This is a genomic window from Bowmanella denitrificans, from assembly GCF_039522935.1.
GTDB lineage: Bacteria > Pseudomonadota > Gammaproteobacteria > Enterobacterales > Alteromonadaceae > Bowmanella > Bowmanella denitrificans.
This window is the reverse complement of sequence record NZ_BAAAEI010000031.1, coordinates 123,518-142,997: the sequence shown is the minus strand read 5'-3', so window position 1 is coordinate 142,997 and position 19,480 is coordinate 123,518. Positions and strand designations below refer to the sequence as shown.

At 49.8% G+C, this 19,480-nt stretch carries 16 protein-coding genes; 8 read left to right on the top strand and 8 right to left on the bottom strand.

From position 1 onward, the window contains the following. Positions 1–70 precede the first annotated feature (70 nt). Together pdsS and pdsR are read right to left on the bottom strand one after the other, a co-directional pair. Complete coding sequence (gene pdsS / locus ABD028_RS21890) at positions 71–2,233, bottom strand: proteobacterial dedicated sortase system histidine kinase (RefSeq protein WP_343847482.1); 2,163 nt, start codon at positions 2,231–2,233, stop codon at positions 71–73. 3 nt (positions 2,234–2,236) lie between these two features. Next, entirely contained in the window at positions 2,237–2,935 is a 699-nt protein-coding gene (pdsR, locus tag ABD028_RS21885; protein ID WP_343847481.1) for a proteobacterial dedicated sortase system response regulator, read from the bottom strand. Positions 2,936–3,123: 188 nt separating this feature from the next. Here pdsR and pdsO point away from each other — a divergent pair, with 188 nt between their 5' ends. Continuing rightward, entirely contained in the window at positions 3,124–3,843 is a 720-nt protein-coding gene (gene pdsO, locus ABD028_RS21880) for a sortase-associated OmpA-like protein PdsO (RefSeq protein ID WP_172449199.1), read from the top strand. 72 nt (positions 3,844–3,915) lie between these two features. Here pdsO and ABD028_RS21875 read toward each other — a convergent pair whose 3' ends face one another. Both ABD028_RS21875 and trxC read right to left on the bottom strand, forming a co-directional pair. Then, positions 3,916–4,431, bottom strand: coding sequence for a DUF1993 domain-containing protein (locus ABD028_RS21875; RefSeq protein WP_343847480.1), 516 nt, complete (start codon positions 4,429–4,431; stop codon positions 3,916–3,918). A 21-nt stretch (positions 4,432–4,452) separates the two neighbouring features. Further along, positions 4,453–4,899: a thioredoxin TrxC gene (gene trxC / locus ABD028_RS21870; RefSeq protein WP_102794848.1), complete on the bottom strand. Its 447-nt coding sequence runs from the start codon at positions 4,897–4,899 to the stop codon at positions 4,453–4,455. Between the two features lie 178 nt (positions 4,900–5,077). On the opposite strand from trxC, the gene ABD028_RS21865 reads away from it, so the two are divergent. Beyond that, positions 5,078–9,601 carry a PAS domain S-box protein gene (locus ABD028_RS21865; protein WP_343847479.1) on the top strand — a complete coding sequence of 1,508 codons (4,524 nt, stop codon included), beginning with the start codon at positions 5,078–5,080 and terminating at the stop codon, positions 9,599–9,601. A gap of 12 nt (positions 9,602–9,613) precedes the next feature. Here the strand turns inward: ABD028_RS21865 and ABD028_RS21860 are convergent, their stop codons facing one another. Beyond that, positions 9,614–10,354: a creatininase family protein gene (locus ABD028_RS21860; RefSeq protein WP_343847478.1), complete on the bottom strand. Its 741-nt coding sequence runs from the start codon at positions 10,352–10,354 to the stop codon at positions 9,614–9,616. A gap of 191 nt (positions 10,355–10,545) precedes the next feature. Here ABD028_RS21860 and ABD028_RS21855 point away from each other — a divergent pair, with 191 nt between their 5' ends. Further along, entirely contained in the window at positions 10,546–11,109 is a 564-nt protein-coding gene (locus tag ABD028_RS21855) for a phosphoribosyltransferase (protein WP_102794444.1), read from the top strand. Between the two features lie 26 nt (positions 11,110–11,135). Here the strand turns inward: ABD028_RS21855 and ABD028_RS21850 are convergent, their stop codons facing one another. From ABD028_RS21850 to ABD028_RS21840, 3 genes are all read right to left on the bottom strand, one after another. After that, positions 11,136–12,431, bottom strand: coding sequence for an NCS2 family permease (locus ABD028_RS21850; protein ID WP_343847477.1), 1,296 nt, complete (start codon positions 12,429–12,431; stop codon positions 11,136–11,138). A 114-nt stretch (positions 12,432–12,545) separates the two neighbouring features. Then, the gene (locus ABD028_RS21845; protein WP_343847476.1) at positions 12,546–13,067 is read right to left on the bottom strand and encodes a gamma-glutamylcyclotransferase family protein; all 522 of its coding nucleotides are present in this window, start codon (positions 13,065–13,067) and stop codon (positions 12,546–12,548) included. 136 nt (positions 13,068–13,203) lie between these two features. Then, positions 13,204–13,818, bottom strand: a complete 615-nt coding sequence (locus tag ABD028_RS21840; protein WP_343847475.1) for a TetR/AcrR family transcriptional regulator — start codon at positions 13,816–13,818, stop codon at positions 13,204–13,206. Between the two features lie 88 nt (positions 13,819–13,906). Here ABD028_RS21840 and ABD028_RS21835 point away from each other — a divergent pair, with 88 nt between their 5' ends. The 5 genes from ABD028_RS21835 (at position 13,907) to ABD028_RS21815 (ending at position 19,474) form a co-directional block, all read left to right on the top strand. Continuing rightward, positions 13,907–14,647, top strand: a complete 741-nt coding sequence (locus tag ABD028_RS21835; RefSeq protein WP_343847474.1) for an SDR family NAD(P)-dependent oxidoreductase — start codon at positions 13,907–13,909, stop codon at positions 14,645–14,647. Positions 14,648–14,654: 7 nt separating this feature from the next. Beyond that, positions 14,655–15,839, top strand: a complete 1,185-nt coding sequence (locus ABD028_RS21830; RefSeq protein WP_343847473.1) for an MFS transporter — start codon at positions 14,655–14,657, stop codon at positions 15,837–15,839. 78 nt (positions 15,840–15,917) lie between these two features. Next, on the top strand, positions 15,918–16,844 hold the full coding sequence (locus ABD028_RS21825) for an ABC transporter ATP-binding protein (protein ID WP_343847472.1): 927 nt from the start codon (positions 15,918–15,920) through the stop codon (positions 16,842–16,844). Further along, positions 16,841–17,602: an ABC transporter permease gene (locus ABD028_RS21820; protein WP_343847471.1), complete on the top strand. Its 762-nt coding sequence runs from the start codon at positions 16,841–16,843 to the stop codon at positions 17,600–17,602. Before ABD028_RS21825 ends, ABD028_RS21820 begins: the two co-directional genes overlap by 4 nt. 138 nt (positions 17,603–17,740) lie before the next feature. Then, complete coding sequence (locus tag ABD028_RS21815; protein ID WP_343847470.1) at positions 17,741–19,474, top strand: DUF885 domain-containing protein; 1,734 nt, start codon at positions 17,741–17,743, stop codon at positions 19,472–19,474. Positions 19,475–19,480 lie beyond the last annotated feature (6 nt).

The window sequence follows — 19,480 nt, the reverse complement described above, 5'->3', positions numbered from 1 at the left end:
GGCTTGACGGGCGCTAGCGCGTTTATCCCGGGATCTGGGTATACTGCCGTTTATGCACCACCTTGGTGCATTACACCAGGGGCAAGGTCAGCCTGACAATCACCCCCGTGTTATCTGCTAAATTGTGCAAGTTAATCTGACCATTATGGAAATCACTGATTAACCTGGCAATGTGCAGGCCCAGACCAAGGTGGGGCAGCTTACCTGCCTGATTGGGCGGTCGTACCGAGACCATGGAATCAAACAGTCGACCTTGCATTTGCGCTGGTAGCAGCGGCCCCTGATTACTGATTTCCAGCACGGCTTTGCGACCATGGCGTTTTAGCACCACCTCCACTGGCGTCCCCTGGGTGGCAAATTCCACCGCGTTGGCCACCAGTTTATCCAGCAATTGCGCAAACAACTCGGGGGCACCGTTAACCTTAAGCTGACGGTCATCTAATTTAAGCACCAATGCAGTATCAGGGTAAGCAAGCTGATAACCCTGCACGCAGCCCTCCAACACCTCATCAAGCAGATATTCCTGTCTGTCAGCGCTTTGCAGGCTTTGTTCCAGCCGGGTTGCTTCACTCATATTGGTTAGGATGGCAGACAAGCGATTCAAACCCTCCTGAGCACGCTGCATATAAACAGAATCTGTCAGTTTCTCTTCTTCCATCTGCAGGGTTTCAAGGGAAGAGCGCACCACTGCTACAGGGGTCCGAAGTTCATGTGAAAGCCTGGATGACATGCTTTCCAGATAATGGTGATACTGACCCAAACGTTGCACCATATCGGATACGGTGCGGGACAAGTCACCAATTTCATCCTGTACCTTGGATGCCTTCAATTGACTGCGGATTCGGCCCTGTTCATCTATAGCGGCATCAGCCTGATCGCGTAACCGCCGGATCCGGCTGGAAATACGCGACGCCAACAAAAACAGCGCTAAAGTACCGAGCAGCATCACCGCCAACATCAAGGTAAAGAGCTTTTCCAATGCCAGATTGCGCAAACTGCGAATGCCGTTGGTGGTTTCTTCGGCGATTACCGCCCCCATGACTTTATCATCAATATAAATTGGATAAGCCGCCGCCAACACCACGGCTTTATTATCCGGTGTCAGCCGCCAACTGGAGCCTGCCTGCCCGCGCAACGCCTGTTCAATATGGCTGCCCTGTAAATTGGCAACATCATATAACTCATCAATAAAATCACTGGGGGGCCGGGTCAGAAATTTATAGTACAGTGGATGCAGCCAGCGTCTGGCAATTTGCTCCCACCAGTTTTCGTTTGTCGTTGTCGCGGGGCGACTCCAGATACCGTCTGAATTCTTGATATCTCCGGATTTCGCCAGTACCCGCTGATGTTGATCTACTACCCAAATCCGCGAGTTGGTATGCCCCAGGCCTTTTAAAATCAGCTCTATTTCCGGTGAAGGAACCAGCACTGTACCGAGTTTGTCTTCTTCCCATACATTTGAGGTGCCAATCGTCGCCAGGGCCTGCCCACCCGGACTATCCACATCGGTAACAGCAAAACTGAGTTTACTGCCAAGCAGTTCCAGGGGAATACGTAATTCAATATTGTAACCCTGAGGCGTTTCCCGCCATGCGCCCTGAATGCGGTTCTCCGGCCTCAATGGCTGGTTGCTCAAACTGTCCTGAACATTCATTTCATATGGGGTCAGCCAGCCGGGTTTGGCTGTGGCGATCAGATAACGGCGAAAATCCCCCGCAGGCGTGGTAAAGGCGATTTGTAAATAATCATTGTTGTCCACGCTCAGACTATTGGCGGGCCGATACACCACATGATCGTCTGACACTTCAAAATAGGCATACAGGTGCTGACGATACTTACCAATAAGATGATTAAAGCTCAGGCTGACCGGATTGTTGCCATCGCGCTGGCTAATCAGGTGATCCTGCCCATAGTGCAAAGCATGCTGCTGCTGACGCCAGTCTGACAAATCACCATCCAACCGGATAGGGTCGACAATTGGGTAAGCATAGAGATCCCGGCCTTTCTCAACACTTAGGTAACTGGCCTGGGCATCAAACAGCTTTGGCCTTTCATGCAGCGCCGTTGCCACCGCTCGTACAGTACCCAGCAACGTTCTTTCCTGGCCGGCACGCAGATACTTTTCCATTTCCCACACATATTCATAGCCAAGCCAGGGAATACTGAACAAAAAGCCTGACAACAGTAGCAGCTTGAAGCGCAGGCCGAAAAGATGAAACTTACGTAGTGCCAAACATCAGTCCCTGTCACTCGTCCAGCGGTAACCCATACCATAAACGGTATCAATACAGTCAAAGGCATCGTCCAGTTGTACAAACTTTTTGCGGATGCGTTTGATATGGGAGGTAATAGTGCTGTCGTCCACCACCACGCGGGCGTCCTGCATCAGGTGCTGGCGACTTTTCACATGGCCGGCAAAACGTGCCAGGGCATGCACCATCCAAAATTCAGTCACGGTTAAATCCACCGCCAGCTCTTTCCAACGCGCCTGCATACGGTTCAGATCCAGACTCAGACTGCCACACTGAACCTGCTGCTGCTTGTCGTCGGGTTGACTGAACGCTTCCATACGTCGAAACAGTGCTGAAATGCGGGCTGTCATATGTGGCATGCTGATATCTTTGGTCAGATAGTCGTCCGCCCCCATGCGTAATCCCGACACGGTATCCAAATCCGAATCCCTGGCAGTCAGGAAGATGATCGGCAAAGTTGGCGACATGCCACGCAGTGACTGACAGAGCAGAAAGCCGCCGTCGATTTCATCCTGTAACCCTATATCTATGATGGCTAAGTCAGGCAGACGTTGTTCAAAACCACTCATCGCCTCGCGGCGATTGGCATAGGTCGCAACCTGATAGCCCTGACGTCTGAGGACCGCTGCATAATTCTCACGAATGGCGGCTTCATCTTCAACAATGGCAATTCTTCTACTCATAACAACAATCCTCTTGCATGAGGCGGACTATACCTTAAACCACACCATAAACTAGCCGCCCCGGGCAAATGCCATGTTTTTGCCACAATTCATCGGCGTATTGCCTTTATTGCTCCTCTTTTGTGCCAGCCAACAGCGTTTTAATCAAATTGTCGCAACACACATATTCCCTTGTAAGGAGAGCATTGATGAAAAAGTTAGTATTGGTTTCAAGCATGATGATGGTTCTATCCACCCCAGCCCTGGCCAACCAGGAGATAAAGAAAGCGGAAAACATCGGTTTCGGTTCCGGCCTGCTGGTGGGCGCTATTGCTGGTGGTCCACTGGGCGCCATCATAGGTGGAGTCTCAGGTATCTTTGTCGGCCACTCGGTGGCAGCTGACAAGGAAATGAAGTCAATGGAAACGGCCCTGGCGCAAAATGAAGCAGAAATCAATCAACTGCTGGCATCCAATCAGCAGCTTCTGACCCGCCTGCAAAGCAGCGAGGAGAAAAGTCGCATGCAACTTGCCTCGCTTGGCGAACAGGAGCAAGCCGGTAAAGATAGCAATCTAACCATGCATGTACAATTCCGCACGGGCTCCAGCACGCTGGAATCCATCTACAGCCAACAGCTGACTGAACTCGCCGATGCGGTGAAACGCAATAAATCGATGAAAGTTGAGCTGGCTGGTTTTGCTGACCGCCGAGGTGACGAACAGCGCAACAAACAACTCTCAGCTGAGCGGGTAGAGTCGGTGAAGCAATTACTGGTCCGCCAAGGCGTACCGGCATCCCGAATCAGCAGTCAGGCCCTGGGAGAAGCCAATCCACTGGACAGCACTCCCAGCCTGGATGGCGATGCCTTTGACCGCCGGGTAAGTCTGCGCCTGAGCGTAGACGATATGCAAACCGCTGCGACTCATTAATCACTAGTTAGCTTCATTCTCCGATTCCTCAACCCTTTGGCGCCTGGCAACAGGCGCCTTTTTTGTTGAAGCTCAGACCCCGCCAACCTTACCCAGGTAATCACGTTTACCCAAATCCACACCAATATGGCGCAGGATGCCGTACGCCGTGGTCAGATGAAAATAAAAGTTGGGTAGCACAAATTGGGTCAGATAATCCTGGCCGTTGAAATTCAGGGTGATGCTGGGGAAATTCAGCACAATGGCCTTGTCGTCACTACCTTCAAATTGCTCGGCATGAAGTTGTTCAAGAAACGCCAGGGTTTTGCGCACTCTGGCCTGCAATTCCTGCAGGTTGGTTTCATCGTCAGCAAAACTGGGGTTGTCCTGACCTGATAACCTGGCGCCGCAGCCTTTGGCCGTATCACAGGCAATTTGTACCTGCCTGGTTAAAGGCACCATATCTATAGCCAGCCGACTGGCGGCCATCACGTCAGAGGCAACCTTCTTCTGTTCGGCAAACGTCTCAGCTTTACCAAGGATCACCAATAAGTTATTTAGCCCCTGCATAAGCAGAGGAATGGATGCATTGAACATAGACAGAGACATAAAGACTCCAGATTGTGTGGTTTAAGTCAGCGACTGCAGTTGTTGCTGCAGCCACTGGTGGAACTGTTGTTTAGGTAAGGCACCAGATAGTCGCGTGATTTCCTTACCATGGTGAAAAAGTATCAGGGTTGGAATAGAACGTATACCAAACTGCCCGCCACTTTGGGGGTTTTCCTGGGTGTCCAGTTTGATAAACCGGACCTGCTGCTGCATTTGGTTGGCAAGGTCACTGAATATTGGGGCGAAACCCACACAAGGCCCACACCAGGGTGCCCAGAAATCCACCAGCACAGGTAAATCGCTACGGCTGATATGACGCTGCAAACTGTGATCATTAGCCTGGATTGGCGATGCCACAATCAAGGCAGCACGACATTTTCCACACACAGGTGCATGGCTTAACCGGTCTGCCGGTATGCGATTAATCGCTTCACAGGACGGGCAGACCAGTTGAACAGAGGCTGACATAAACGCTCTCCCGACAATTCGATAGCTCAGATATTGGCGCATTTAGTGCGCTTTCAATCATAAAAGGTAATTTTTTGTTGAGCTCGTCGCGGAATAAATTCCCCTTGCGACTATTCTTGGAGATTGATACACAAGAGATATCACCCCGATAGAAGGGTCAAGACAGGGATATGCCAATTTGACTACACCATTAAAAAGTAGGGCTTTCGCCACACTTCGCCGCCTGGCGCATCCCAGTAACCTGCTTTTATATAGTATTCTGATCGTACTCATCAGCCTTGGCCTGTATGCCGATCACCTGAATAATCAACGCTATCTGGAAAACAGCAGGCGGGAAGTGACCGACGAGCTTGGCATTATACGCGCCAGACTGGAAGGCGCGATTGTCAGTAATATTCAGGTGGTGCAAGGGCTGGTGGCAGTTATTCAAACCGAACCCGATATTAGCCAGTCCCGCTTTGAACAAATTGCCCGGCATCTGGTGGGAGAGCAAAGCCAGCTTCGCAATATAGGTGCTGCACCAGATATGGTGCTGCGTATGATTTACCCAATAAAAGGCAATGAGCAAGCCATTGGCCTTGACTATCTGGCCCATCCGGATCAAATGGATAGCGCCCGTCAGGCCATGCTGAGCGGGCATATGGTACTGGCAGGCCCGGTTGATTTAGTGCAGGGTGGGCAGGCATTTATTAGTCGTATTCCCGTACGTACCCGCTCAGAGAATGACACTGACAAATTTTGGGGACTGGTGTCAGCGGTAATAGATATAGAGCAGGTATATCGTCTCAGCGGCCTGTTGAATGAACCTCTTAAACTCAGTATCACCATCAGCAAAAACGAAGAGGGTAGCAACAAGCCACAGATTTTCTTTGGCGAACAGCAAGTACTGGCAAGCAATCCGGTCCAGATGCAGGTGACCTTGCCGCAAAACCAATGGCAGATTTCAGCAATTCCAGCCAGCGGGTGGCCGAACAAGGCAGAAAATGCCGTGGTTTTTCGCGTTATTCTGGTCTCGGTCGCGCTGATCCTGTTCCTCTCTTTATACACCCAGCTAAAACTGGCGGCCAAACGCCGCGATCAGGAAAAACGCCTGAAAGGCCTGTTTCATTTATCCCCCATTGGCATCGGACTGAACGACTTTGAAAGTGGGCGTTTTCTGGACGTTAACCAGGCCCTGCTGGACGCTACTGGCTATCAGAAAGACGAATTTCTGCAACTGAATTATTGGCAGATTACTCCCAAGAGTTATCTTCAGCAGGAGCAGGAACAACTTCGCCAACTTAGAGAACTCGGTCAGTTCGGCCCATATGAAAAAGAGTACATTCGCAAAGACGGTAGCCGTTTTCCGGTCCTGTTAAATGGCATGTTGATCACAGATAGCCAGGGGCAGGAGTTAATTTGGTGCATCATTGAAGATATCTCTGAACAGAAACAGACCGAGACTTTGCTCAAACAACAGCGGGAACAATTGGAGCTGGTGCTGGAAAGTACCGCTGTAGGCATATGGGACTGGCACATTGCCAGTGGCAAAACCCACTTTAATGAACGTTGGGCAGCCATGGTCGGCTATCGCATTGAGGAGCTGCAACCCCTGACGATCAATACCTGGTTGTCGTTGGTTCATCCGGATGATCTGACAATCTCAGATGCTCAGCTTGACCGTCATTGGCAGGGGCAAGCCAGCCACTATATCTGTGAAACCCGCATGTTACATAAGGATGGCAACTGGATTTGGGTGCTGGACACCGGCAAGGTGGTGGAGTGGAGCGACGAAGGTAAACCTGTGCGTATGGTCGGTACCCATCTGGACATCACAGCGCAAAAGCTGGCCAGCATGGAGCTGGAGAAATCTCAACGGGAGTTGCAAAACTTTTTTGACCTGTCACGTAACCTGTTATGTATTGCCAACACCAATGGCTACTTTGAGCGCATAAACCGTGCGTTTGAAAACATTCTTGGCTACAGCGAAGCCGAACTTCTGACTAGCCCTTTTCTGGAGTTTGTCCACCCGGAGGATATCCGGGTCACCCTGGAGGAAATAAGAAAACTGAACCAGGGCGTGCCGACAATTTCCTTTACCAACAGATATAAATGTAAAGATGGCCGCTTCGTTTACCTGCGCTGGAACACCACACCGGATGTACACTCGGGCAAGCTGTATGCTTCAGCTACCGATGTGACACAAGAAAGAATGCATGAGCAACAGTTGGCAAGACAGCGGGAAATGCTTGAAGCCATGAGCAGACAAGGCCGTATTGGCGCCTGGGAACAGGATCTAAGCCACTCTTTGGTGTTCTGGTCACAGATGACTAAAAACATTCTGGAGGTGGAGCAGGACTTTAAGCCAGCACTGGGCGATACAGCTACCTTTATAAAAGAAGGCGAATACCGTAAACGCTTTGTACAAGCCATCGCCGAAGCAGCGGAAAACGGCTCTTCCTGGGAACTGGAACTCCTGGCCGTTACCGCCAAGGGCAGAGAAATCTGGGTATCTGTGACCTGCCAGGCGGAAATGCAGAATGGCCAGTGTGTCAGACTCTATGGCTCATTCCAGGATATCAATTCACGCAAACGCGCTCAGCAAGCCGACGAGACCATTGCCAGACACAACGAAATACTGGCTCGCCTGACCGTACATCCGGCCATTCTGCAGGGTGAATTAATGGTAGCCAAACATACACTGGTTGAGCAGTTAAACCTGGGCTTACAGGTAGAACGAACTAGTTTATGGATGTTTTCTGATGATAAAAGCAGTCTGTATTGTCTGGCGTCATATCAACGCTGTACAGGCATGTTTAGTCAGGGCGAAGTGCTGAAAAGAGAGAACTTCCCTCGCTATTTTGCCGCTATGTACCTGGATTCACATATTGCCGCCAATGACGCCCTGCACGATCCTCGTACCTCAGAATTCGCCGAAATTTATCTTAAACCCCACAATATCAGTTCAATGCTGGACACGGTGATTACTGGCGGTAGCGGTATAGTCGGTCTTTTGTGTGCAGAGCATATGGGGGAGATGCGGCGCTGGACAAAAGCAGAAGAGGCCTTTATCAGTTCACTGGCTACCCTGGCGGGTTCCATACATGCTGCTGACTTGCGCCGCCAGGCAGAGCAGGAGCTGCTAAGTGCCAAAGAAAGTGCAGAAAAGGCAGCCCAGGCCAAGAGCGAATTCCTGGCAGTCATGAGCCATGAAATTCGCACGCCGATGAACGGTATTCTAGGCATGCTCGACCTGATGCTGGCAGATGAGTTAAATCAGGAACAGCGATATCGCACCGACATCGCCAAAAGCAGCGCAGAGTATCTGCTGGGCTTACTCAATGACATTCTGGATTTTTCCAAAATTGATGCCGGGCAGTTACAAATCGAATCCACCCGATTTGAACTTAAGCCGCTACTCACAGATGTTGCCCAATCCATGGCTTATCGTGCGCAAAGTAAAGGTCTGGAATTATTTTTAGACGCCCAGGGAGTACAACACCCCTGGATTATTAGTGACCCGGGAAGAATCCGTCAGGTGCTGGTCAATTTACTTGGCAATGCGGTTAAGTTCACCCATAGCGGTCATATCTTACTGAGATGTCGCACAGAAGCCCGCGATAAAGCCGTACAGCTGCTGATCGATATTGAAGATACCGGCATTGGCATTCCTGTGCTGCGCCAGGCAGATCTATTCACCCCATTTACTCAAGTTGATGCTTCCACCACCCGGCATTATGGCGGTACAGGACTGGGTCTGGCCATTTGTCGCCAGCTTTGTGAATTGATGCAGGGTGAGATCAGTTTGCAAAGCGAAGAAGGCAAGGGCAGTTGCTTTAGTTTACAGATAATAGTCAAAGCATCAGAAGGACAGGATTTAGCCAGCCCCGATCTTAAAAAGCAAAAAATTCTGGTTGCCGCCAGACACGAGCTATCCAGGCAAATCTACACCAGACAATTAGCAGCCTGGGGCGCCATTGTTCAATCAGTTGCGAGCCTGAGTGAAGTAAATACCCAACTTCAGGAAGGTATGAGCCACAAGCACCCCTGGGCATTGTTATTGATGGATGCTGATGTGTTGTCCGAACAGCCTGACGAGTCGCAACTTAAAAGTCTGAAAAGCATGGCCCCTCCAATTCTGGCATTTCATCCACATACCGGTCCGGCTACCCTGCTTTATCAGCTAAGCAGAGCCAATTTGCATAAGCCCTTTGCTTCGGCAGAACTGGCCAGGGAACTGATTGCCTGGCAGCAAGGCAGAACCGTCAGCTCACAGAAGCCTGCCACTATCGCCGAACGGCCGGCTAACAATGACACACTTCAGGTGTTATTGGTTGAGGACAACGAGATTAACCAGCAAGTGGCAAAGTCCATGTTGGAGCGACTGGGAATTAACACAGACATTGCTGAAAATGGTCAGCATGCACTGGAAAAATTAAAAGCCAGTCCTGACTACAAATTAGTATTGATGGATTGCCAGATGCCCGTTATGGATGGTTATGAAGCGACTCGTCGTATCAGGCAGGGTGAAGCAGGCCCACACTATAGCAATATCCCGGTTATCGCTATGACTGCCAATGCCATGCAAGGCGATGAAGAGGCCTGTTTGAGTGCAGGTATGGACCTTTACCTGAGCAAGCCGATCAATCTGGCCAGGTTGCAGGAAAGCATGCGAAGCCTGTTACCTGAAGCCAGACTAGAGGTCGCGCTGAGTAACGGCTGACTCTTGCCTTACTCAGACACTGAATGTCTGAAAGTCTGCCAGCAAAGACTTGGCCGCCAGTTGAATGATGCGTTCACCACCTTCGACTGTAGCCTGACTGGGATCTGAGCCGATCCTGCCATCAGCAAAGGTCTGACGGTAAGCATGGGCATGGCGAATTTCACCCATCGGGGCAATTCTGGGTGACATATCAACCTGTTTCTGCGCCTCCGGGTAACCTGCATAGGTCACCGCCACTTCCGAGGCGGTAGCATGCATACCATCTCCGATGGGATACAGTTCTTTACAAAGCTCTGCCACGCCAGGCAACTGCCACCAATTTTGCAGCTTCATATACAAGTCTTGCGCGGGTGCATGAGATTGAAAACTCATCTCAGCATAAACTTCGGCAAAAGCGGCGTTAATGGTGGCAATGTTGCCACCGTGACCATTCAGCCAGTAAATCCGTTCAAAACCATGACGACGCAGTGACGCTGTCCAATCTTGTATCGCTGCAATCATCGTGCTGGGACGCAGGGTTATGCTGCCGGCAAAGGCCAGATGATGTTGTGCACAGCCAACATTAAAGGTGGGGCCGACAAGCATCTTGGCCTGCTGCGCGGCGCGATGTGCTATCAGTTCCGGGCACAATGCGTCAGTGCCAAGCAAACCATTAGGGCCATGTTGCTCCACCGAACCGATAGGAATCAATACTGCTTTACTGGTTCGCAAGTAATCTTCAACTTCCATCCAACTGGCTTTCATTAACTGCATGCTATTTTCCCGCTAAAATTCTATGTACCCAGTATACTTACCTTCATACTGTGAATGATAGTCGTGCTAATACCCTGACAATATGTATTGAGTATCCGCAGCAGAATTGGCTGGTTTCAGGGTAAAAGCCTGTAATTTCCCGTCGATTCCTCTATAATTCGCGCCCTTTTTAATCAAACTGAGTGAGCGGTATGTCAGAAAAGAAATTCATTACCTCACAGGAACTGCTGCAGGACGCGTTTCGTCTGGCCTCTATTGTCTATGAAGATGGCTTCAGGCCCGATTATATTGTGGGCATCTGGCGGGGTGGTGCACCTATAGGTATCGCCGTTCAGGAATTTTTTGATTACAAGCACGTTAAAACCGACCATATCGCTGTGCGCACCTCGTCTTACTATGGCATTGGCAAGCAGTCCAAAGAGATTAAGGTGCACGGCCTGCATTATCTGATTGAAAACGCGAATGCCGACGACAAGCTGCTGATTGTAGATGACGTGTTCGATTCAGGTCGCAGTATCGAAGCCCTGTTGTTACAGATCCGCAAGCTGTCGCGCTTGAATACACCACATGATATCCGTGTAGCCTGCCCTTGGTATAAGCCCGCCAATAGCAAGGTCGACATTGTGCCGGATTATTATGTCAACAAGAGCGATGAGTGGCTGGTCTTTCCCCATGAACTATCCGGTCTGACACCGCAAGAAATAATTGAAGGCAAGAAGGAACTTGCGGATATCCTGGATATTCTGATGAAGTAAAACAAAGGGAGCGGTTGCTCCCTTTTTTAATGATCAAAGAAAGCAATTTTCAATACGAACAGCAGTGTCAGGATCCAGACACTCAGACTCACCTCCCGCCACTTCCCACAAACTGCTTTGGCAAACGCATAAGTAATAAAGGCCAGGGTAATACCATGGGCAATGGAAAAAGTTAACGGAGTAAACAGCAAAACCACCGTCACCGGCGCCGCTTCGCTGATGTCGTCCCAGTCAATTTCACGCAGGTTAAACAACATCAGTATTGCCACATAGAAAATTGCGCCAGCGGTGGCATAAACAGGAATCATGCCAGCCAAAGGCGCAAAGAAGATGCTGAGCAGAAACAGCAGGCCCACCACCACGGCGGTTAAACCGGTACGCCCCCCTGCCGCCACGCCCGAGGCACTTTCCACATAACTTGTGGTAGTGGAGGTTCCTAACGATGCACCGGCAATAGTCGCGGCACTGTCACTCATCAATGCCCTGCCCAATTGCGGCACATTACCGTCTTTATCCGCCAATCCGGCCTTTTGCGTCACCGCAATCAGAGTGCCGGAGGTGTCAAACAGATCCACAAACAAAAAACCAAACACCACGCTGAGCATGGACAGTTCCAATGCGGCCTGAATATCCATTTGCAGAAAAGTCGGAGCCAGAGAGGGAGGAGCCGAGACGATCCCCTGATATTGCACATCGCCGCTCATTAGCCCGATGACCGTCATAATCAGAATAGCCACCAACACCGCGCCGGGCATATTGCGGGCGGTAAAGCCTGCTATAAGGAAAAAACCAAGAATACTCATCAGCGGGACAAAAGCGGTTAGATCGCCAAGAGTCACCAAAGTGGCTGGATGAGCAACAATAATCCCGGCATTTTTCAGGGCGATCATGGCCAGAAAAGCACCAATACCTGTGGCAATCCCCAGTTTTAAAGTGCGTGGGATGGCATTAATAATCCACTCCCGCACCTTAAATGCACTTAAGGTAAAGAACAAAATGCCTGATAAAAACACAGCCCCCAGCGCAGTTTGCCAACTGTGCCCCATGGATTGCACAACACCATATGTAAAAAAGGCGTTCAACCCCATACCAGGCGCTAATGCCAATGGGAAGTTGGCCACCAGCCCCATAATCAGACAACCAATGGCAGCGGCCAGACAGGTAGCGACAAACACCGCACCTTTGTCCATACCTGCGTCGGCAAGAATGGAAGGATTGACAAAAATAATGTAAGCCATGGTCAGAAAGATAGTCAGCCCGGCAAACACCTCGGTTCTGACATCTGTTCCGCGAGCGGACAGCTTAAAGAGTTTTTCCAGCATAGGTGGACTTCGCAGCGTTGAAAAAAGGCCGCGATTCTAAGCTAATGCGGTGAAAATTTCAGCTTTTTCACACCAAGAGGCACTGGCTGTTATCCTCACAGCCAGTGAATGTTGTTAATGTGTAGCGGTTAACTGCGGTGTCATTTTGTAGACTGCCATTTCCTGCATATGCCGACTGGTGACAGGATCTTTCACGCTTCGCACCCTTGCGATATTAGCAATATGCTCGGAGGGCAATTGGCTTTCTCGTGCCCCTGTCAGAACATGATTCTTATACCAGGTAAAAGGCTTCAAATTGGCTTGGGTATGCTGGGCAATATAGGTTTGCGCTTCAAGGCGGATATCATCCAGGTAAACAGCGACGGTGCGTCTGATATAGCCGTCGCCTTCGATACTATCCAGAGTCGGTATAGCGGCAGTATCCATTTGATAGACCACTCCCCATACACTGTCACTCGGATCGCCGGTGCGCCACACGTTACCTTTACCTGAACCATCCTGGCCGGGTTTATCAAAACGTAACACAAAGCCCATTAGTTCTGCCGCCAATAATTTGCATGCAGACGGGATCCTGGCGGCAATTCTGGCTTGCGACATATTAGAGCCGTATGCGAAATATAAAGTCTGGCTTTTCATCAGCTACTCCCTCCCTTGCCAATGACAGTGCCGATAATCCTTTGGGTATGGATACAAACCCGACACTTACAATACTTAGTTTACTTTATCGGCAAAATTGTTCAAAAAATAATCTCAAAATATTCAAGCCCTGTCTTTAGCGGATATGAATCAGACATTCCCAGGCGCTGATAAACTGTTCCGCCAGCTTGACCAAAGTTTGACGACTGCTTCCATCCCGGGCTTGAATAGACATACCATGCTGAAAAGTCAGCACAAGATTGGCAAGACCTGCGCAATCGGTCTGTTCAGGCAGTTCACCTTCCCGTTTAGCCCGTTCCAGCCTGCTATGCAGTAATTGCATGGAGCGCTTACGTTTTAGCCTCAGCTCTTCACAGATAGTGTTGCTGCTCCCACACATCTGCGGTGCCGATAAGACTATCATGCACCCTTTGGGTTTGTCCTGCCGGGAGAAGTTTAAGGCAGACGCATGTAACAACTGCTCCACAGCCTCCCGGGCGGTTGCCGCTTCTTCCAGGTGCTCCCAAATTCCCTTACCTTCCGTTTCTTCATAGCGCGCCAACGCCTCGTTAAACAGGCCCTCTTTGCTTTTAAAACTGGCATATAAACTTGGCGGATTCAGCCCCATACAGGCCGTCAACTCTGACAACGACGTGTTATCAAAGCCTTTCTGCCAGAATAGCTCCATTGCGTTTTGTAACGCTTTTTCCCGATCAAAGGCCCGGGGCCTTCCTCTCTTACTGTCACTCATTATTTATCGATCACTATAAAAATAGTTTGACATCTCACTCTGTTGACCACATCTTAATATGTATTGATCACTACATAAAAGGCAAATAATGAAAAATCTAACTGGAAAAACGGTATTTATTACGGGTGGTAGCCGCGGCATTGGAGCTGCTATTGCCAGAAAACTGGCGGCAATGGGCGCATTTGTGGCATTTTCTTACCATAACTCTGAGCATGCGGCTAACGCACTGGTAGCAGAAATAGAGCACGCCGGCGGTAACGCTTTGGCAATAAAAGCGGATAATACCGACCATCGTGCATTGCAGGGCGCTATTCAGCAGTTAGGTGCCTCCCGCAAAAATATCGATATTCTTATCAACAATGCCGGTATCTTTGACGCCAGACCAGTGGAATCCTTCTCTGTTGAGGATCTGGATAGCACCCTCAACGTGAATGTTCGTGCGGTATTTATTGCCAGCCAGGCAGTGCTCAAACATATGCCGAATGGTGGCAGGATCATCAATATCGGCAGCAATCTTGCGACCAGAGTGCCGGGACCGGGGCTTAGCCTGTATGCCATGAGCAAGGCTGCGTTGGTTGGGCTGACAAAGGCTATGGCACGGGAATTGGGTCATCGACGTATCAATGTGAACATCGTCCATCCTGGTTCAACGGACACAGATATGAATCCAGCCAACGGTGAACATGCCGGCGGTCAACTTGCGCTAATGGCCATTCCCAAATTTAACTCTGCCATGGATGTTGCCAATGTGGTCAGTTGGTTAGCTGAAGAAGCTGGGCAAGCCCTAACCGGAACTGAAATTACTGTCGATCACGGCGCCAACATTTAGCCTTGCTATGGCAGCTAATCAACAGGGTAGCGGTTTAACCGCCGCCCATCTATTTACTCTGATCACAGGCTGTTGCCTGTTTGTTACTCTTGAGTTCCTGATAGTTGGACTGTTGCCATTATTGGTACCAAGTTACAACCGCTCCTTGGAAGAGTTGGGAATGTTAGTGTCGACGTTTGCGCTTTCTGCCTCTTTGGCAGGCCCGGTTATCACGTTTTACCTTAGCCGATGGTCGACCTCACGAGCGCTGGCTTTATGCTTGGCAGTGGCAGGCTTTAGTACCATGCTGACGGCCGTTTCATCTTCATTTGAAGTTGCCATAGGCTGCAGAATGATTCAGGGCACAGTGTTAACGGCCTATATCAGCATCGCCAGCAGCTATGCCGCCTTTCACGCGGCCTCAGGACAACAGGGTCGGGCCGTAGGTCAAATTAATCTGGGTGTAGTTGTCAGTCTGGTTGTGATTATCCCGCTAGGACTTTCACTCAGTCCATGGCTGGGCTGGCAAAACATCCTTTTATTGCTAGCCGTTCTTTGCTTCGTTCTTGTTCCGATAACCCGCCATGCGATCCCCATAAGGCATCGGGTAACAATGCACACCACTATCAGCGATGCATTGCTAAAGCCACATTTTATCTTGCACTTGTTGCTGTCTCTGTTGGTGTTTACCAGTATGTTTGTCAGTTACAGTTACATTAGTCCCTGGTTATTGCAGTTGGCCGGTATTACGACAAATCGTATCGGTGTTGCCTTGTTTATATTTGCCCTGGCAGGTCTGGCCGGTAATGAATTTGCCTCCCGTCTTGTCGAAAAAAAGCCTTTGCAAACGACTGTCTATATAACATTGCTGCTAGGACTGGTGTTGCTGCTGTTAAGTCAGTATGCAGCGCCCAGTGCCCCAGCATTTCTGTTGTTTGTATTTTGGGGGGTGGCGCATATGGCTGCATTTGTCGCATGCCAAGTCAGGGTGACGGCAGCCGCACCGGATGCACCTGCTCTGGCAGCGGCACTGAATATTTCAGTGTGTAATCTGGGTATAGCGCTGGGGAGTTTTGTGGGTGCTAAGATCATTGCAAACTATGGTTTGGCGGCTCTGGGGCCAGGATCTGCGGCAACAGGATTGATAGCGCTGCTGTTAAGCGCCATTCTGGCCTGCGTACAATATCAGAGTAGCCGGGCAACGTCCCTGTAGCAAAAATACATTTAAACTGTTGACCTCAATATTACTTGAGGATTTATCCTTGCCGTTCCACTTCAACAAGGAGAAGTCGTGCATCCAATCATATCTGTCAAACAATTGGGCAAGCAATATGCTTCCGGCCATAGCGCCTTAGCGGATATCAATCTGGATATCCATAAAGGTGAAATATTTGCTCTGCTCGGACCAAACGGCGCAGGCAAGACCACATTAATCAGCATTATATGCGGTATCGTCAATCCAAGTCATGGCGGGGTTACAGTAGATGGCAACGACATTTTAACCAGCTACCGGGCATCACGTTCACTGATTGGCCTGGTACCGCAGGAATTGTTTACCAATACCTTTGAAACCGTATGGGCTACGGTCACTTTCAGTCGGGGCCTATTTGGTAAACCGGCTAATCCGGCCTATCTGGAGCAGTTACTACGTAGTTTGTCGCTGTGGGAAAAGAAAGACAGCAAAATCATGGCCCTGTCAGGCGGAATGAAACGCAGGGTCCTGATTGCCAAGGCCCTGGCTCATGAACCTAAAATCCTGTTTCTGGACGAACCCACGGCCGGGGTAGACGTGGATTTGCGCCGTGACATGTGGAATCTGGTAAGAAAGCTGCGTGAGCAGGGTGTCACCATCATACTGACCACCCACTATATTGAAGAGGCCGAGGAAATGGCCGATCGCATCGGGGTTATTAATAAAGGACGTTTAATTCTGGTGGAAAACAAACATAGTCTGATCAACAAGCTGGGTAAGAAGCAACTGACACTTCATCTGCAAACCGCAATATCTGCCTTGCCGAATGGCTTGGACCACTATGAGTTGGAGCTGACGGACAATGGCAGTCAGCTTGTTTATACCTACGACGTTCATGCTCAGCACACAGGTATCGCCGAATTGCTCAAAACACTGAACGATCACCAGATCGATTTTAAAGACCTGCAGTCTTCACAAAGTTCACTCGAAGATATCTTCGTTAACCTGGTCAGGGAGCATGCATGAACATTTACGCAATTCGCGCAATTTATCAGTTTGAAATGGCCCGCACTTGGCGCACTCTGATGCAAAGCATCGCCTCCCCGGTCATTTCCACATCCTTGTATTTTGTCGTGTTTGGTTCAGCCATCGGCTCGCGCATGGTGGAAATAGACGGCATCAGTTACGGTGCTTTTATCGTGCCGGGCTTGATAATGTTGTCACTGTTAACCGAGAGTATTTCCAATGCCTCATTCGGGATACATATGCCTAAGTTTACTGGCACCATCTATGAAGTATTGTCAGCGCCCGTATCGCCATTCGAGATAGTCACCGGCTTTGTCGGGGCGGCCGCCAGCAAGTCAATTATTCTCGGTATCCTGATTTTGGCTACCGCCAGGGTATTTGTTCCTTTTGAAATTGCCCATCCATGGTGGATGCTGGCATTCCTGGTACTCACCGCGCTGACCTTCAGCCTGTTTGGTTTCATTATCGGTATCTGGGCTGACGGCTTTGACAAGCTGCAGGTCATTCCTGCCATGATTATCACGCCATTGACCTTCCTGGGCGGCAGCTTTTACTCCATCAATATGTTGCCGCCTGTTTGGCAGCAAATTACCCTGTTTAATCCCGTGGTGTACTTAATCAGTGGATTTCGCTGGTCATTTTATGGCGTCGCGGATGTTAGTGTCGGTCTGAGTTTGTTTATGACCCTGATGTTCTTGCTGATTTGTCTGTTCGGGGTATGGTGGATTTTTAAAACCGGCTACAGGTTAAAACACTGATGCCTGACAGCCCCGCCTTCAGCCTGAGGCCTGCATAGTCCCATTGACGCCCTCTATGCTGCAATCTGTGGATTGCAGCTAGGCATTTTCGATGGTTTACGCTAGTTTGTCTGCCTCGCCATGTTTGAAGGAAGCAGAATGAAAATCAAATTAATCCTAAGCGGCGCTTTACTGGGTATCGGGTTGGCTTTGCCCGCTCAGGCTAATGAAGCAAGTGACAGCCTGCAACAATTATTAGCACGTCATTGGCAGCAGGCGAATAAGGAACAGATATTCTTTCGCAAAGATCCCGATACCTTCAGAATGAATGGAAAACTGCCCGATATGTCTCAGCAAGGTCGCGAGCGCCGCGCCGCCTTTAATCAAGACATGCTGGCAGAGCTGGAAAAAATCGATTGGCAGCAGCTGCCAAAAGCTGACCAGCTGACCTATCGCTTATTTAAATACGAACGACAAAGCGAAGCGCAAAGTTACCAGCAGTTAGATCATTTCTATCCTTTCACCATTTATGCGGGCTACCATACTTACTTCGCCGCTGCGCCGGACAATATGTCATTTCTCAGTCAACAGGACTATGAGGATTATCTGGTCAGTTTGGCAGACTTTCCCCGCTACAACGAAGATCACCTTACCAGTCTCAAGCAAGCCATTGCTCAGGGCCATACCCAGTATTGTCAAAGCTTTGCAGGCTATGAACAGACAATCAGCAAGCATCTGGTGGATAAAGTAGAAGACTCAGTGTTCTTTGCCCCTTTCGCAAATATGCCATCCCGCATCAATCAACAAGCCCAGCAGCAACTGATTAAGCAAGGTAAACAGGTGATTATGCAAGTGGTTGTTCCTGAGTACCGCAAGCTGTTTGAGTTCTTTACCCGCGAGTATATGCCTTACTGCCGCAAACAGGTGGGCATCAGCGCCTTGCCTGGAGGCAAGGACTACTACCAGTATCTGATTCGCTTCTACACCACGACCAATATGAGTGCAGAACAGATTCATCAGTTGGGTTTAGATGAAGTAAAGCGTATTCGTGGCGAGATGGAGCAGATCATCCGCGAGGTAAAATTCAGCGGCAACTTTAAAGAGTTTATTCATTATCTGCGCAATGAGCCGAAATTCTACGCCGAATCTGAATTGCAGTTGCTGGAAAAGGCTGCCTACATAACCCGTAAAATGGCCGGCCAGTTACCTAAGTGGTTCAATACGCTGCCACGTAACACCTTTGATATTAAGTCCAGTCCCGGCGGCGGTGCTTACTACGTGGCTTCTGATGGCAGCGACACCACGTCAGGCACCTACTTTATCGGCACCAAAGACCTTAAGGCAGAACCACTGTATAACCTGGAAGCATTAACCTTCCACGAGGCAGAGCCTGGCCATCATTTTCAATCTGCCATTGCCGGCGAGATGGATATGCCGGAGTTTCGCAAAACCCTCTACCATTCCGCCTACGGTGAGGGCTGGGGCTTGTATTCAGAGCGGTTGGGCAAAGAAATGGGCTTCTATCAGGACCCATACAGTGATTTTGGCCGTTTAACTTACGAAGCCTGGCGAGCCAGCCGTCTGGTTGTGGATACCGGCATGCATGCCCTGGGCTGGTCAAGACAACAAGCAATAGATTATCTGGCCAACAATACGGCACTCTCCATGCCGGATGTAGTCAACCAGATAGACCGTTACATCAGCTGGCCGGGTCAGGCGCTATCATACAAAATTGGCGAGCTGAAAATACTCGAACTGCGCCAACGTGCCGAACAGCAACTGGGTGACAAGTTCGATATTCGCGCTTTCCATGACCAGATCCTGCGCACCGGCAGCCTGCCACTGGATCTACTTGAAGAGCTCACCAATGAATGGATAGCCGAACAAGGTTAATAGGGC

Excerpts from the sequence above, each read along its gene's own strand:
- pdsR (WP_343847481.1), bottom strand. The coding sequence starts at position 2,935 with ATGAGTAGAAGAATTGCCATTGTTGAAGATGAAGCCGCCATTCGTGAG.
- pdsO (WP_172449199.1), top strand. The coding sequence starts at position 3,124 with ATGAAAAAGTTAGTATTGGTTTCAAGCATGATGATGGTTCTATCCACC.
- ABD028_RS21875 (WP_343847480.1), bottom strand. The coding sequence starts at position 4,431 with ATGTCTCTGTCTATGTTCAATGCATCCATTCCTCTGCTTATGCAGGGG.
- trxC (WP_102794848.1), bottom strand. The coding sequence starts at position 4,899 with ATGTCAGCCTCTGTTCAACTGGTCTGCCCGTCCTGTGAAGCGATTAAT.
- ABD028_RS21860 (WP_343847478.1), bottom strand. The coding sequence starts at position 10,354 with ATGCAGTTAATGAAAGCCAGTTGGATGGAAGTTGAAGATTACTTGCGA.
- ABD028_RS21855 (WP_102794444.1), top strand. The coding sequence starts at position 10,546 with ATGTCAGAAAAGAAATTCATTACCTCACAGGAACTGCTGCAGGACGCG.
- ABD028_RS21850 (WP_343847477.1), bottom strand. The coding sequence starts at position 12,431 with ATGCTGGAAAAACTCTTTAAGCTGTCCGCTCGCGGAACAGATGTCAGA.
- ABD028_RS21845 (WP_343847476.1), bottom strand. The coding sequence starts at position 13,067 with ATGAAAAGCCAGACTTTATATTTCGCATACGGCTCTAATATGTCGCAA.
- ABD028_RS21840 (WP_343847475.1), bottom strand. The coding sequence starts at position 13,818 with ATGAGTGACAGTAAGAGAGGAAGGCCCCGGGCCTTTGATCGGGAAAAA.
- ABD028_RS21835 (WP_343847474.1), top strand. The coding sequence starts at position 13,907 with ATGAAAAATCTAACTGGAAAAACGGTATTTATTACGGGTGGTAGCCGC.
- ABD028_RS21830 (WP_343847473.1), top strand. The coding sequence starts at position 14,655 with ATGGCAGCTAATCAACAGGGTAGCGGTTTAACCGCCGCCCATCTATTT.
- ABD028_RS21820 (WP_343847471.1), top strand. The coding sequence starts at position 16,841 with ATGAACATTTACGCAATTCGCGCAATTTATCAGTTTGAAATGGCCCGC.
- ABD028_RS21815 (WP_343847470.1), top strand. The coding sequence starts at position 17,741 with ATGAAAATCAAATTAATCCTAAGCGGCGCTTTACTGGGTATCGGGTTG.